This window comes from Aureivirga marina (genome assembly GCF_015767265.1).
GTDB classification, from domain to species: Bacteria; Bacteroidota; Bacteroidia; order Flavobacteriales; family Flavobacteriaceae; genus Aureivirga; species Aureivirga marina.
In genome coordinates this window covers 75,774-90,340 of record NZ_JADPIB010000003.1, presented here as the reverse complement: position 1 = coordinate 90,340, position 14,567 = coordinate 75,774, and the positions used below count along the sequence as shown (strand labels likewise).

13 protein-coding genes are annotated in these 14,567 nt (G+C 27.7%); 10 read left to right on the top strand and 3 right to left on the bottom strand.

What is annotated here, in order from left to right:
* The 6 genes from I1A51_RS07175 (at position 1) to I1A51_RS07150 (ending at position 5,491) form a co-directional block, all read left to right on the top strand.
* Complete coding sequence (locus I1A51_RS07175; RefSeq protein ID WP_196892515.1) at positions 1 to 1,752, top strand: eCIS core domain-containing protein; 1,752 nt, start codon at positions 1 to 3, stop codon at positions 1,750 to 1,752.
* 56 nt (positions 1,753 to 1,808) lie between these two features.
* Positions 1,809 to 2,639, top strand: coding sequence for a tyrosine-protein phosphatase (locus I1A51_RS07170; protein WP_196892513.1), 831 nt, complete (start codon positions 1,809 to 1,811; stop codon positions 2,637 to 2,639).
* A 9-nt stretch (positions 2,640 to 2,648) separates the two neighbouring features.
* On the top strand, positions 2,649 to 3,200 hold the full coding sequence (locus tag I1A51_RS07165) for a nucleotidyltransferase family protein (RefSeq protein ID WP_196892511.1): 552 nt from the start codon (positions 2,649 to 2,651) through the stop codon (positions 3,198 to 3,200).
* Between the two features lie 25 nt (positions 3,201 to 3,225).
* On the top strand, positions 3,226 to 4,146 hold the full coding sequence (locus tag I1A51_RS07160) for a carbon-nitrogen hydrolase family protein (protein ID WP_196892509.1): 921 nt from the start codon (positions 3,226 to 3,228) through the stop codon (positions 4,144 to 4,146).
* 78 nt (positions 4,147 to 4,224) lie between these two features.
* Entirely contained in the window at positions 4,225 to 5,226 is a 1,002-nt protein-coding gene (locus I1A51_RS07155) for a zinc-dependent alcohol dehydrogenase family protein (RefSeq protein WP_196892507.1), read from the top strand.
* 76 nt (positions 5,227 to 5,302) lie between these two features.
* Positions 5,303 to 5,491 (top strand): YqaE/Pmp3 family membrane protein, encoded by a 189-nt coding sequence (locus I1A51_RS07150; protein WP_196892505.1) that lies wholly within the window; start codon positions 5,303 to 5,305, stop codon positions 5,489 to 5,491.
* A 59-nt stretch (positions 5,492 to 5,550) separates the two neighbouring features.
* Here the strand turns inward: I1A51_RS07150 and typA are convergent, their stop codons facing one another.
* Entirely contained in the window at positions 5,551 to 7,320 is a 1,770-nt protein-coding gene (gene typA, locus I1A51_RS07145; RefSeq protein ID WP_196892503.1) for a translational GTPase TypA, read from the bottom strand.
* 286 nt (positions 7,321 to 7,606) lie between these two features.
* On the opposite strand from typA, the gene guaB reads away from it, so the two are divergent.
* Complete coding sequence (gene guaB / locus I1A51_RS07140; protein ID WP_196892501.1) at positions 7,607 to 9,076, top strand: IMP dehydrogenase; 1,470 nt, start codon at positions 7,607 to 7,609, stop codon at positions 9,074 to 9,076.
* 6 nt (positions 9,077 to 9,082) lie between these two features.
* On the opposite strand, the gene I1A51_RS07135 is transcribed toward guaB, so the two are convergent.
* Complete coding sequence (locus tag I1A51_RS07135; protein WP_196892499.1) at positions 9,083 to 10,678, bottom strand: T9SS type A sorting domain-containing protein; 1,596 nt, start codon at positions 10,676 to 10,678, stop codon at positions 9,083 to 9,085.
* 274 nt (positions 10,679 to 10,952) lie between these two features.
* On the opposite strand from I1A51_RS07135, the gene I1A51_RS07130 reads away from it, so the two are divergent.
* The 3 genes from I1A51_RS07130 to I1A51_RS07120 all read left to right on the top strand — a co-directional run bounded on the left by I1A51_RS07130 (position 10,953) and on the right by I1A51_RS07120 (position 13,974).
* Positions 10,953 to 11,630, top strand: a complete 678-nt coding sequence (locus I1A51_RS07130; protein ID WP_196892497.1) for an OmpW/AlkL family protein — start codon at positions 10,953 to 10,955, stop codon at positions 11,628 to 11,630.
* A gap of 174 nt (positions 11,631 to 11,804) precedes the next feature.
* Positions 11,805 to 13,457 carry a hypothetical protein gene (locus tag I1A51_RS07125; RefSeq protein ID WP_196892495.1) on the top strand — a complete coding sequence of 551 codons (1,653 nt, stop codon included), beginning with the start codon at positions 11,805 to 11,807 and terminating at the stop codon, positions 13,455 to 13,457.
* Positions 13,458 to 13,464: 7 nt separating this feature from the next.
* The gene (locus I1A51_RS07120; protein ID WP_196892494.1) at positions 13,465 to 13,974 is read left to right on the top strand and encodes a hypothetical protein; all 510 of its coding nucleotides are present in this window, start codon (positions 13,465 to 13,467) and stop codon (positions 13,972 to 13,974) included.
* On the opposite strand, the gene I1A51_RS07115 is transcribed toward I1A51_RS07120, so the two are convergent.
* On the bottom strand, positions 13,971 to 14,450 hold the full coding sequence (locus I1A51_RS07115) for a hypothetical protein (RefSeq protein ID WP_196892492.1): 480 nt from the start codon (positions 14,448 to 14,450) through the stop codon (positions 13,971 to 13,973). The two genes, I1A51_RS07120 and I1A51_RS07115, sit on opposite strands and share 4 nt — an antisense overlap.
* Positions 14,451 to 14,567 lie beyond the last annotated feature (117 nt).

Below are 14,567 nucleotides of genomic sequence, written 5' to 3'. Positions count from 1 at the left end.
ATGGGAATGAAGATTAATAAATCATCGGATAAAAAAAAAGAAAATTCAATAAATAAAGTTTCGCAACTTAAAAAAAAAGAAAATCCGAATTATCAATTTAAAGATAACAGGAATGAAACCACAAAACAATTAAAATTACAGAAGTTAGCAAATAATAATTCTTCTACTTTTAAAAATATTCAATTTCAGAAAACTTCTTCGAATCACAATATTATTCAACAAAAAAATAATCATACTGGACTTCCTGATAAATTAAAAAATGGTATAGAAAATCTTTCTGGATATTCTATGGATGATGTAAAAGTCCATTATAATTCTAATAAACCAGCTCAATTAAAAGCACATGCTTATGCACAAGGCACAAATATTCATTTAGCTTCTGGACAAGAAAAACATTTAGCTCATGAAGCATGGCATGTTGTACAACAAAAACAAGGTCGAGTACAAACAACTACACAATTAAAAGAAAATATAAACATTAATGATGATCAATCTTTAGAAAAAGAAGCTGATATCATGGGAGCAAAAGCATTAGAAACCTCCAACTACTCTACCAAATCATTAACAAAAAGTCATAATTCTGGAATTATTAATCAAAGAATTGTTCAAGGACAATGGTGGAAAACTCCTTTAAGGTATGCAATGGAGCTAAGACAAAAATATACTAGCCAATCAAGTTTTTTACCAAAAAAAGAACATTTTACCAATCAAAAACCAATTCGTTTAGGACCAATAGAACTCAATTTTTTAGCACGTAACTTTGGAGGACAAGAAGTTAAAACAGAATTTACATTTCTAAAAGCAAATTATTTACGATCTAAAAAAGGAATACCTTTCTTTGATTATATATTGAATTGGGCAGTTCCTTATTATGGTTTAAGTAAATCAGATGAAGCATATATAAAATCTAAATTTTCAATTGATTTTCTTGGAGCAGAAAAATCTGCACATCCTGTAGAAAGTGAAAATATTTTCAAGCAACTTGATCTAAAATTTTATCTATTCAAACTAATAAAGGAAAGAAAAATTCAAAGAGTTAAAGAATCTATGTTTGGAAAAGAAATGGGAACTGATTTATTAGAAACAACGAATAAAATAGAATATGAATTTGATACCAATTTTACTTTTAAAGATATACTAGAGGGAAATTTAAATCTTTTCCCAGTATTTGCAGGAGAGCATAAACGAACAAATTCTCGATTAGGTTCTGAATTTGGTTATTCTTATAAAGCTTCTGGAAATATTAAAGAATTGATGTCAAAAAATCCAAAAGAATTATTTTTCTTTAATTTAAAATATCAAAAATTTAATTCAGCTACTAAATTTGAATTAAATCAAATTCCTGTAATATTTGATACTTTAATGCAAGAAGGTAAAGAATTAAGACATACAAATTCTATCAACTTTGGAGTAAATAGTTCTCAAGAAATGGATGTTCTTGAAGTGATGCAAATATTACATGCTCATGATGTAGCTCTAGCAGAAAAATTATTACCAAAACTTATTTTAGCTAGTAGAAATAATAAATTCCCTGATCAAAAGCAAGACAAAGAATTACCAATGGAAATGATTAGAGAACATAAAGATGGTTATCATGAAAATACTGTAGAATTATATAAATTATTATTTAAACATGGTATTTCATTACCACAACTAATCACAATAATTTCTTTCTTAATTCTATCAAGCCAATTGTATAAAAAAACAACAGGAAATAAAGAAACTTCAACTACAGAAACTAAATCTGAATAAATTTATAAATTCAAAATGTACACTTACTTTTATTATCTTGCACATTAAAAAAACAAATGTGCAATTCTTTTTTTAAAATTACTTTTTATATTTCTTTTATTTTATTTTGTGTTAAACAAACTAATGCTCAAAATAATCCTCTACAAAATATTTCTACGAAAATTTCTTTAGATGGAGATTCTAATTTTAGAGATTTAGGCGGAATTAAAAATTCAAAAGGAAAAACAATCAAATCTCATAAACTTTTTCGTTCTGGGCGACTTGCAAGTATTACAGATTCTGACATAGATTCTATTCATAAACTGGGAATTCAACAAATAATTGATTTAAGAACTACAGAACAAATACAACAAACTCCAGACAGGAAAATGGAAGGGATTTCTACAATTCATTTACCTTTAATCGAAGGAGAACTTGCAGGAGGAAATTTAATTGGAAAAATTTTAAAAAAAGAGTTGAACGGAAAAGAATTTATGTTGGAAACTTATACAACAATTGATTCTTTACGCATTGCAAGCTGGACAAAAATTTTCGATTTATTAGAAGAAGGAAAAACAACAGTTTGGCATTGTTCAAGTGGAAAAGACAGAGCTGGAATGACAACTGCATTAATTTTAGCTTCTCTAAATGTTACTGAAAATGATATTTTTAATGATTTTACTGCTTCAAATCATTTTCTTTCAGAATCTAATAAAAGAACTTTCACAGCTTTTGAACAACGTTACGGAAAAGAAGGGAAAGATTTAGTTCGTCCTTTAATGGTTGTAGAAAAAGAATATTTAGAAGCCTTTTTTACAACAATAAAAGAAAAATATGGAAGTGTTACTAATTTTCTTTCTGTTTTAGATGTTGACATAAAAAAAATGCAAAAGAATTATTTAGAATAAGATTTTCAAATGAATCACACAGAAAAATTAATTTCAATTATCCAAAATGATTCTTGGATGATTGAAGTTTTAAAAATTGTTCGTGAATTAAACCTAAATGATTGTTGGATTGGAGCTGGATTTATAAGAAATAAAGTTTGGGATGTTCTTCATAAAAAAGAAAGAACAAAATTAAATGATATTGATGTGATTTATTTTGATTCTATTAAAAAAGAAAAAGAATTTGATCAAGAGATAGAAGAAAAACTTAAAAAATCAAATCCAAATTTAAATTGGTCTGTGAAAAATCAAGCTCGAATGCATTTACGAAACCAACATAATCCTTATTTAAATTGTTTAGATGCCATGTCTTTTTGGACGGAAACTGCTACAGCAATTGCAATACGAATTAATGCTGAAAATCAAATTGAAATTATCGCTCCTTATGGTTTATCAGATTTATTTGAGTTAAAAATTTGTCCTTCATCAAAAGGAAATAAACAAGTTTACAAAGAAAGAATCGCCAAAAAGAATTGGGAAAAAACTTGGACAGATTTGAAAATAGAAAAAGTTTCTTTTTAAAAGTAAAAATAATTAGTTTTAAAAAATGAAAGTAAGAGTAGCCGTAGTTCAAGATAGTCCTATATTTTTTGACAAAGAAAAAACAATTCAAAAAGTTAGAGATATTATTACAGAAAATGCAGATAAAAAATGTGAATTATTTGTGTTTCCTGAAACATTTATTCCAGGATATCCTAGAGGTTTCGATTTTGCAACAAAAATTGGAAATCGAAAAGTGGAAGGAAAAAAATTATATGCAAAATACCATTCTGAAAGTGTTGATTTAGAAAGTAAGGATATTCTTTTATTAGAAGAAATTTCAAAAGAATTCAACACATTTATTGTTATTGGTATCACAGAAAAAAATAACATTAATGGAAGTTTGTTTTGTTCTATGGTCTATATTTCTCCAGAAATTGGATTTATGGGAGTACATCGAAAAATTAAACCAACAGGAACTGAACGTTTAATTTGGGCAGAATCTGATGGAAGTTCTTTTGTAACTTTTGACACAAAAATTGGAAAATTAGGCGGTTTAATTTGCTGGGAAAATTACATGCCTTTAGCAAGAATGGCAATGTATCAGAAAGGCATTCAGATTTATATTGCACCAACTGCGGATGCAAGAGAAGATTGGATTAATACAATGAAACATATAGCTTTGGAAGGTAGATGTTTTGTTTTAGGTTGTAATCAATATTTCCGAAAAGATATGTATCCTGAAGAATTTCAAAAACATATGAAAGATATTCCAAATAATTTTTGTGAAGGTGGAAGTGTGATTATTTCGCCATATGGAAGAATTTTAGAAGGACCCGTTTTTGGAGAAAATAAAGTTTTGATTGCTGAATTAGATTTAAATGAAATTATAGAAACTAAATTAGATTTTGATGTTATTGGACATTATAATCGTTCTGACATTTTTGAATTTAAAGTAAACAAACAACCAGAAATAAAAAAAATTTAAAAACTTCGTTCTTAACTTATGTTAAGAAGTAAAGAAAAATAATTCTATTCATTTGCATTTCTAATCAAAATAATTATTATGAAATCAATTATCATAGAAAAAGCTTATGGAATAGAAAATATTTCTTTAGATGAAACAGAAATTCCAACTTTAAAATCAAATCAAGTTTTAATTAAAGTTCATGCTATTTCATTAAATCAATTAGATTTATTAGTTACAAAAGGAAATTTCGGTAATAAAATACCTCATATTTTAGGTTCAGATGCTGCTGGAATTATCGAAAAAATTGGAAAAGATGTTACAAATTTTAAAATTGGAGATAAAGTTACAAGTCATTTTATTCAAACTTGGCAACACGGAATAATTAAAAACACTGATATCCAAAATTCATTAGGAACAAGTGTTTCAGGAGTTTTTTCTGAATATATCGTGTTGGATGAAAATTCGATTGTAAAAATTCCTTCTAATTTAAATTTAAAAGAAGCTTCAACACTTCCAATCGCAGCACTCACAGCATTTGAAGCAGTTTTTACAATTGGAAAATTAGAAAAAAATCAAACTATATTACTTCAAGGAACAGGAGGTGTTTCAGTTTTTGCATTAAAATTTGCAAAGGCTATTGGAGCCAAAGTTATATTAATTTCTAGTAATGATAAAAAATTAGAAATTGCTAAAAAATTTGGAGCAGATGAAATTATTAACTATAAAAAAGAAGAAAATTGGCAAGAAAAAGTTTTGGAATTAACAAATGGAAATGGTGTTGATGTTGCTTTAGAAATTTCTTGGGCAGACATTAATAAAACAATTGAAGCAATGAAAATTTCAGGAAAAATTGTCGTTGTTGGAATGTTGGGCGGACATAATGTAGAAATAAATGTTTTTAGTTTAATTCAAAAAAGTTTGACAATTACTGCTGCTCATGTTGGTTCTAAAGAAAATTTTATAAAAATGAATTCATTTATTGAAAATCATAACATCCAGCCTTTTATCGATTCTGAATTTGCTATTTCTGAATTTAAAAAAGCATTTCATCATTTTGAAAATTCAAATCATATTGGGAAAATTGTGCTTACATTTTAATTTTTCTACTTACATTTTTTGAGTAAAACTTTGATTTCTCATTCCTTTTTTTAAATTTGTTAGAAAAAAAGAAAATATGTTATTAATTGCCATCTTATTACCATGGTTATCATTTTTCTTAAGAGGAAAAATTTTAACTGGAATTTTATGTATTATTTTACAATTAACCATTATTGGTTGGTTACCTGCCGCTTTATGGGCAGCTTTTTCATACAACAATGCAAAAAATGAAAAAGCAATAAGAAATTTAAAAAAATCAATGTAAAATACTGAAAATAAAAAAGACTGTCATTTGACAGTCTTTTTCTTTATATTTTAAATCAATTATCTAAAATTGATTTTACGCATTCTTAAGCTTTCTGGAGTTACTTCTAAGAATTCATCATCTCTAATGTATTCCATACACTCTTCTAAAGAGAAATCAATTTTTGGAGCGATTTTTACACCATCATCAGAACCAGAAGCACGAACGTTTGTAAGTTTTTTACCTTTAATTAAGTTCACACCCATATCTTCTTGACGAGAGTTCTCTCCTACTACTTGACCTTTATAAATTTCTTGATTTGGATCGATGAAGAATTTCCCTCTATCTTGTAATCTATCAATTGCGTAAGCTGTAGCTTTTCCAGTTTCAGAAGAAACGATTGCTCCATTCTTTTGAGAACCAATTTCACCTTTGTAAACATCATAACCTCTTAATCTGTGGTTGATGATTGCTTCTCCAGCTGTAGCAGTTAATAATTTATTTCTTAATCCAATTAATCCACGAGAAGGAATATCAAATTCTAAGTGTTGTAAATCTCCTTTTGGCTCCATTACCATTAAATCTCCTTTTGCTAAACTAACTAAGTTTACAACTTTACTAGAAGATTCTTCTGGAACGTCTACAACTAAAGTTTCGTATGGCTCACATTTTTTCCCATCAATTTCTTTGATGATTACTTGTGGTCTACCAACTTGTAATTCGTATCCTTCACGACGCATTGTTTCGATTAAAACAGATAAATGAAGAATTCCACGTCCAAATACGTTGAATTTATCCTCAGTATCTGTATCTTCAACACGTAATGCTAAGTTTTTCTCTAATTCTTTGTATAAACGATCTCTTAAGTGACGAGAAGTTACAAATTTACCTTCTTTTCCGAAGAAAGGAGAATTGTTAATTGTAAATAACATACTCATTGTAGGTTGATCTACTTCAATTCTTTCTAAAGCTTCTGGGTTTTCTAAATCAGCAATTGTATCTCCAATTTCGAAACCTTCAACTCCAGTTACCGCACAAATATCTCCAGAACGAACTTTATCAACTTGTACTTTCCCCATTCCTTCAAAAACGTGAAGTTCTTTGATTCTTACTTTCTTCTGAACTCCATCAGCTTTACATAAAGTATAATCTTTTCCAACTTCTAAATCTCCTCTAAATACACGTCCAATTGCGATACGTCCAGTAAATGCAGAGAAATCTAAAGATGTAATTTGCATTTGTGGCGTTCCTTCATTGTAAGGAGCTTCAGGAATTGTTTCCACAACAGCGTCTAAAAGATCTAAAATATTTTCTTTAGGATCTTGCCAATCTGTAGACATCCATCCATTCTTAGCAGAACCATAAATTGTTGTAAAATCTAATTGCTCTTCTGTAGCCTCTAAAGCAAACATTAAATCGAAAACTTTTTCATGAACTAAATCAGGCGTACAGTTTTCTTTATCTACTTTATTTACAACTACGATAGGCGTTAAACCTAATTCAAGTGCTTTTCCAAGTACAAAACGAGTTTGCGGCATTGGTCCTTCAAATGCATCTACTAAAAGTAACACACCATCAGCCATTTTTAATACACGTTCTACTTCCCCACCAAAATCGGCGTGGCCAGGAGTATCGATGATATTAATTTTTACTCCTTTATAATTTACAGAAACGTTTTTAGAAAGGATTGTAATTCCTCTTTCTCTTTCTAAATCATTATTATCTAATAATAAATCTGTTCTTTCCTTTCTCTCATCAAGAATTTTAGCTTGATCGATTATCTTATCAACTAATGTTGTCTTACCGTGGTCAACATGCGCAATAATTGCGATATTTCTAATAGATTGCATACGATTATTTTTGAAGTGGCAAAACTACTATTTTTTTTGAATAAATTTATTTCTATTCTTTTAAGATTTTTTTTCTTAACAGAACTTCTATTTTAATTTAAAATTTCTTTAAGAATCAAATAGTTACAAATTTCAATTCTAACAAGCATACACGTTGAAAATTCAATTCTTCTAAAAAAACTATCTAAAATTGGAAATTTTATTAAAAACTTTACAATTTGTTAAAGTACGAATCGCTTGAAAAAAGTTATATTTGCCTGCAATTAATTTCTAAGTTAGTTGCACCATGATATCAGATACTACAAAGTTTGCTGGAGAAGGATTAACATATGACGACGTTTTGTTAGTCCCAGCTTATTCGGAAGTCTTACCAAGAGAAGTAAATATTCAGACAAAATTTTCTAAAAATATTTCATTAAACGTGCCTATAATTTCTGCTGCGATGGATACTGTAACAGAATCTGCAATGGCTATTGCTATGGCTCGTGAAGGAGGAATTGGAGTGTTACACAAAAACATGCCAATTGAAATGCAGGCAGCAGAAGTACGCAAAGTAAAAAGATCAGAAGCAGGAATGATTTTAGATCCTATTACTTTAAAAGCTACTGCAACTGTTTACGATGCTAAAGTTTTAATGAAAGAATATAAAATTGGTGGAATTCCAATTGTAGGAGAAGACAATACTTTAATCGGAATTGTAACAAATCGTGATTTACGTTTTGAAAAAAGTCTAAATAGAAAAATTTCGGAAGTAATGACTTCTGAGAATTTAGTTACAGTTCAAGAAGGAACTTCATTAAAAGATGCAGAAATTATTCTTCAAGAAAACAAAATTGAAAAATTACCAGTTGTAAATCCAAATGAAAAATTAGTTGGATTAATCACGTTTAGAGATATAATCAAAGTTCGTGAGAATCCTAATGCTAATAAAGACAAATACGGACGTTTACGTGTTGCTGCTGCTTTAGGAGTTACAGGAGATGTAATTCAAAGAGCAACTGCTTTAGTAGAAGCTGGCGTAGATGCTTTAATTATTGATACTGCGCACGGACATACAAAAGGTGTGGTTCAAGTTTTAAAAGAAGTAAAAGAAAAATTCGATTCTATTGATGTTGTAGTTGGAAACATTGCAACCGCAGAAGCTGCTAAATATTTGGTAGAAGCTGGAGCGGATGCTGTAAAAGTTGGAATCGGACCTGGATCAATTTGTACAACAAGAGTTGTTGCAGGAGTTGGTTACCCTCAGCTTTCTGCGGTTTATGAAGTTGCAAATGCAATAAAAGGAACTGGAATTCCTGTGATTGCGGATGGAGGAATTCGTTATACTGGAGATATTCCAAAAGCAATCGCTGCTGGAGCTGACAGCGTAATGTTAGGTTCTCTTTTAGCTGGAACAAAAGAATCTCCAGGTGAAACAATTATTTTCGAAGGAAGAAAATATAAATCATATAGAGGAATGGGATCTGTTGAAGCGATGAAACAAGGTTCTAAAGATCGTTATTTCCAAGATGTGGAAGATGATATTAAAAAATTAGTTCCAGAAGGAATTGAAGGTCGAGTACCTTATAAAGGAGAAATGTTTGAAACAATGCACCAATTTATTGGTGGTCTTCGTGCAGGAATGGGATATTGTGGCGCAAAAGATATAGATGCACAAAAGAAGGCAAAATTTGTAAAAATCACTTCTTCAGGAATTAGAGAAAGTCATCCACATGATGTAACGATTACAAAAGAAGCACCTAATTATTCGAGATAATATCTTTTAATTTAATTTTTTTTGAAAAAAGCAAAGGCGATTATGTCTTTGCTTTTTTTCTTTATTTTTTTTATGAATTACAATTTTATGTTTATAAGAAGAATAATTAGTTTCAACAATAACAAAATAAATTCCAGGATTTTGGATCGTACTTAAATCACAAGTTTTCGTATTTGAGTTTTCATTAATTTTAAAACTTTTATGAAACTGCATTCCATTTGTAATTTTCAAAGATTCAATAGTTTCATTTGCAGGAACTTTAATTGTTATTTTTTCAAAAGTAGGATTTGGAGAAACAACTAATTTCTTAGCATCATAAGAATAAGAAGAAACTGAAATAGGCCAACAATCATCAATAATTTCCTGATAATAATTACATGAATTTTCATTTCCACTTAAAAAAACAGTTCCTTTTATTGCATCTTTTATATCACAAAAAAACTCACAATCAGCTAAATTTTCATTATTAATTAAAGAAACATTTCCACCTATAAAGCATAAATTAGCCAAACCCGATAAATCTGAAAAATTAGTACTTTCAATTAAAATATCACCTTTTATACTCACTAAATTTTGAAAAACATTTAAATCTTCTAATTGATTATTTGAATAAATTCTCAAAGAACCTTCAATAGATTGAATTTGATTTAAGTTTTGAATATTATCAATATCATTTCCTCTAATAATCAAATCTCCCACAATATTTTTGCAATTTTCTCCATCTGGATTATAATTATCGATTTCTTCTTGTGTTGTAAAAAATAAATTTTTCGCACAAGCAATCTCACAATTTTCTTCAATATTTGATTTTGAATTGCATCCTTCTTTATTATTACCAATATTATAACTAGTTGAAGGAGAATTTTCAAGAATATAGCAAACTCCACTACACAAAGAAAGATTAGAATTATTAATAATTGCAACTTGTTCTACAGAATCTACATTCTGAAAACCTGTAATTGATTCTAAATTATTATTATCTCGAATTGCAATTCCTAAAGCATCTTCAAATAAACCAATTCTATTAAATTGAGAAATAGAAATTAAGGACGGATTATTGAAAATTCGAACGCCACTATTTGCTCCAGCACCTAAATATTCTAAACTTTCTATTCCGTTTAAAAACAGCAAATTGTCATTGTATTGAATAATGATTCCAGCACCAACCGTTTTTAAATTATCCAACCCGTTTAAATCTCTTAATCCATCATTATATTGAATCCAAAGTGTTCCTTCTGAATGAGATAAATTATTTAATCCATCTAAATCCACTAATTGATCATTTGCTTCAATTCGAATTTCACTAACTCCTTCTGAATCATCATTTACACTTGTCAAATTTTCTAACCCCTTTAAAGAAATTAAATTTGGCATATTAGAAATTACTAAAGTTCCATTAACCGTTGTTAGAGAAGATAAATTTTCCAGATTTGTAATATCCGAATCTCCTCCAAAGGGAGCTCCAATATTTAAACCTTGATTTACAATAGTACAATTAAAATTGTCTACATCTTGTTGTGTCATCAAATTCATTCCATTACAAGTTTGCGCAACATTTTTAATTGAAAAAAATAAAAATAAAAGTAGAATTATTTGTTTCATTTTTTAGCATTTTTGATTTACTACTTTTAAATTAATATTAAAGAAAAATAAGTTGAGTTAAAAGAATTATAAACATTCTATTTAAAACAGAAATTAGCGCATATTACAATACCGTTAATTTTAACGAGTTTTTTTATTTATATAAAAAAATATAACAGTCTTTTTTTTGAATTCATAAAAATATAAAAATTACTTTTCGATGATATAAGTCATCATTTTCCAAAATCTTTTCAGATACTTTTGAGGTATGAATTTTTAAAAAAACAAAAGTATTATGAGAAAATTGTTTGGAGCGTTATTGCTATTTGCATTATTCTTTTCAACAGGAATGAATGCACAAGAGGATTCAAATTCAGAGTTCAAAAGATGGCAAGTAAGATTTAGAGCTGTAGTTGTTGCACCAGATGTTGATGCGACTGTTGGAGTTATTGGTGGAGATGTTGATATTTCAACGCAAATTATTCCAGAACTTGATTTCACATATTTTTTTACTAAAAATATTGCTGCGGAATTAATTTTAGGAACAACACAACACAATGTACAAGATTTAGGTGCTGATTTATCTGCTTTAGGAATTGATGTTCCTGTAGATGTTGATTTAGGAAGTGTTTGGCTGTTACCACCAACTTTAAATTTACAATACCACTTCTATCCTACTGAAAAATTTAAACCTTATGTAGGAGCTGGTCTTAACTATACAATTTTCTATGGTGTTGATGAAGGATATTCAGTTGCAGATGTAGAATATGATAATGCTGTTGGATATTCATTTCAATTAGGTTTTGATTATAAAATAAGCGAATGTTGGTTCTTTAATGTTGATGCTAAAAAATTATTATTAAAAACGGATGTAACAGTTGATGCATCAAATTTAGCAGATGGATTAAGTATTCCAGCAGAAGTAGAAATAAATCCTTGGATCATCGGAGCAGGTGTAGGATTTAAATTCTAAAAAAAGAAAATAAATACATTTTTCCTTTATTCGATTAATTCACTTTTTTCTTAAGCCGTGTTTCTTCACTTGAAGTTGCGCGGCTTTTACTTTTTACTTTTCATACGATTCCATTTCATTTATTCGTTACAATAATGTAATTTTAAGTAAACGATTTTATAAAATTTCGAATTTATGGCAAGAAAAAATACATTTTTACCAGTATTACTTTGTTTCATAAGCATTTCTCTTTTTTCTCAAAGTACTGTTTATGTTAGCAAAATGGAAGGAATTGACGATGTAAGTAAAATTCGTAAAGCTATATCTTTAATTAAAAATTCCGAAAAAACGACAATTATTTTTGAAGATAAAGAATATAAAATTAGACTTGATGAAGGTTCTTTTTTGATGGATTTATCGAACAAAAAAAGAGTAATGTTAGAATTTAACAATGCAACTTTTGCTTTTGAAAATTATACTAAGTTTTTAAAAACAGATAATTCAGAGCATATTCATTTAAAAAATCTTTCTATCGATTATGTGAATTTACCTTTTTCACAAGGAATAATTACTTCTATTTCAAAAGATCGAAAAACTGTAAATGTTCGTGTTGATGAAGGATTTCCTGCTTTTCAGAGAATTATCAATAATACAGATAATTATTTTGCAATGATTAATGAAAAAGAAGGAAAAAATCCTAAAAAAGGAACACCATCTTTCTTTGAAGTTTCTGAAATTAGTAGAATAAATAATAATACAGCTTCCATCACTTTCAAAAATGGAGGAAATATTGAAATGGGTGACACTTTTTTGTTTGTTGGAGCAAAAAGAGATAATGATGCTCTTTTCACAATCAATAATTCTACGAATATTTCTTTTCTTAATACAACCGTTTTTACAAGTCCATTTCAAGTTATTTTAACGGATAACTCAACAATTGAATTGGAAAATTTTCAAATTAAACCAAAAGAAAATCGTTTGTTTTCCACTTCCGGAAAAGGAATTGTTTTAAAAAATAGCAGAAATGGAGCAACAATCAAAAATTCTTTGTTTGAAGCAATTGGTTCAGATGTAATTTCTGTAGAAAATGATTTTCTAAAAGTGAAAAAGGTAATCAATAAAAAAGAGTTTGTTTTAAAGAATAGAAAAGATTTTTTAATTGATTTAAAAGAAGGAGATATTTTAGCTTTTTTTAATTATGATACAGGAATGAAAGTCGAAGATATAGAAATTGAAAAAGTGCAAATGTTAAATAAAACCGATTTAATGATTACTTCGAAAGAAAATTCTCGCTTATTTAATATTTCGAAGAAAAACATTAAAAAATTGGTTGTATATAATTTATCTCAAAATGCAAAAGGACTTTCTATTACTGATTCTAAATTTGAGAAAAATCATGCAAATGCCGTAGTAATTTTCTCTGGAAATAATATTTTATTGGAAAATTTGTCTTTTGAAAAAAACGTAAAATATTCTATTAAAATCCAGAAGAATATTTTCTTAGAAAATGGTTTAACAATTCATGATGTGATGATTAAAAATTGTCAATTTATGGAAACTTATACAGGTAGAAATGATATCGATAAATCGTATAGTTCTATTATTTTGAGTAATCCTTATTATCAAAAAGAAAACTTAATTCAAAATACAACAGTAGAAGGAAATACATTTAAACAAAAATGTGATATTAGTGCGATGATTTTCCAGAATACAATGGATTTAACCGTAATTAATAATCGAATTGAAATAAGCAATCAATGCAAATCAAATCAAGATTATTTTATTCAATTTCTAGATAAAAACACGAAATTAACAGAGAAAAACAACGAATTTTTAATTGGTAATTAGTCAAATTATGTTGCAGGATACAAATTGTTATATCATTTATGGTTTTTGGGGAATTCTTTTAATTCTTAATTGTATTATTCTTTTACTTTTTCAGAAAAGAAAAAAGCAATTGAAGAGATTCAGTAAGCAACCTATTTTGGATATGCAATTTAATTATACTAAAAAAAGTGTGGCGAAATATTTTAATGAATTGGGAATTGATGGAAGGAAAATTTATAAAAAAATGATTACAAATTTGGATATGATTTTTCCAGTTTTATATTCTTTATTTTTTATTTATTGTTATCTAGCAATTTATTGTTTTCAAAATAATAATACATTTTCAATTTTTCCACTTTTTATTCCAATCCTAGCAATGTTTTTCGATTATTTAGAAAATTTATATTTTTTAAGTTTTCTAAAATTTCATCCAATTTTATCAGAAAAAGAAGTAAAACGAAGTCTCATTTTCACTAGACTAAAATGGATTTTCGTTTTACTTTCTATATTATTTTTGATTTATTTATTGATATTTTAATTATTTGTAATTACCAAATTTTTTACAACTTCAATAGTATAATTTTCAGATGTATGCGAATAACACAATCCATCACCATCTTCATTTAAAAAAGGTGTATCATAATCAATATCATCATAATAATCTAAATCTTCTACACTCAAGTTTACTGTAAATGTAAAATTTCCTTGTTGTTGAATGACACCATAAAAAACGAGAGTTCTTCTTCCTTTAACACGATAATGTAAAGTAGAAGGAAATTCTCCATCAACCGTAAAATGATAATCAAATCTATCATCTCGATAACTATTTTTCACTTCTGCTTCAATTTCAAAATAAATATCTCTATTTGCTCCTACTGTAAAAGGTTTTCTGGATGGTAATTCTGGCCCAGAAGGAATGATACAATCAAAAGGATCACAACTTGTAAATAAAAAAGAAAAACTAAAAAAGAAGATTAAAACAATTTGTCTTGCTAAAGGTAATTTTGGTTTCATATAATTTGGTTTTTCGCTTTTTTAACAAAAATAATACCAATTTAACAAAACACTTCTTTAGTATATTTATTTTATTTAAAATATAAACAAAAACATAAAACTTCCTTTTAAAATTAT

What these genes read in the sequence shown, in the direction of transcription:
- I1A51_RS07130 (WP_196892497.1), top strand. Translation starts at nt 10,953, where the DNA reads ATGAGAAAATTGTTTGGAGCGTTATTGCTATTTGCATTATTCTTTTCA.
- I1A51_RS07155 (WP_196892507.1), top strand. Translation starts at nt 4,225, where the DNA reads ATGAAATCAATTATCATAGAAAAAGCTTATGGAATAGAAAATATTTCT.
- I1A51_RS07135 (WP_196892499.1), bottom strand. Translation starts at nt 10,678, where the DNA reads ATGAAACAAATAATTCTACTTTTATTTTTATTTTTTTCAATTAAAAAT.
- I1A51_RS07150 (WP_196892505.1), top strand. Translation starts at nt 5,303, where the DNA reads ATGTTATTAATTGCCATCTTATTACCATGGTTATCATTTTTCTTAAGA.
- I1A51_RS07115 (WP_196892492.1), bottom strand. Translation starts at nt 14,450, where the DNA reads ATGAAACCAAAATTACCTTTAGCAAGACAAATTGTTTTAATCTTCTTT.
- I1A51_RS07120 (WP_196892494.1), top strand. Translation starts at nt 13,465, where the DNA reads ATGTTGCAGGATACAAATTGTTATATCATTTATGGTTTTTGGGGAATT.
- I1A51_RS07175 (WP_196892515.1), top strand. Translation starts at nt 1, where the DNA reads ATGGGAATGAAGATTAATAAATCATCGGATAAAAAAAAAGAAAATTCA.
- I1A51_RS07160 (WP_196892509.1), top strand. Translation starts at nt 3,226, where the DNA reads ATGAAAGTAAGAGTAGCCGTAGTTCAAGATAGTCCTATATTTTTTGAC.
- I1A51_RS07165 (WP_196892511.1), top strand. Translation starts at nt 2,649, where the DNA reads ATGAATCACACAGAAAAATTAATTTCAATTATCCAAAATGATTCTTGG.
- I1A51_RS07170 (WP_196892513.1), top strand. Translation starts at nt 1,809, where the DNA reads ATGTGCAATTCTTTTTTTAAAATTACTTTTTATATTTCTTTTATTTTA.
- guaB (WP_196892501.1), top strand. Translation starts at nt 7,607, where the DNA reads ATGATATCAGATACTACAAAGTTTGCTGGAGAAGGATTAACATATGAC.
- typA (WP_196892503.1), bottom strand. Translation starts at nt 7,320, where the DNA reads ATGCAATCTATTAGAAATATCGCAATTATTGCGCATGTTGACCACGGT.
- I1A51_RS07125 (WP_196892495.1), top strand. Translation starts at nt 11,805, where the DNA reads ATGGCAAGAAAAAATACATTTTTACCAGTATTACTTTGTTTCATAAGC.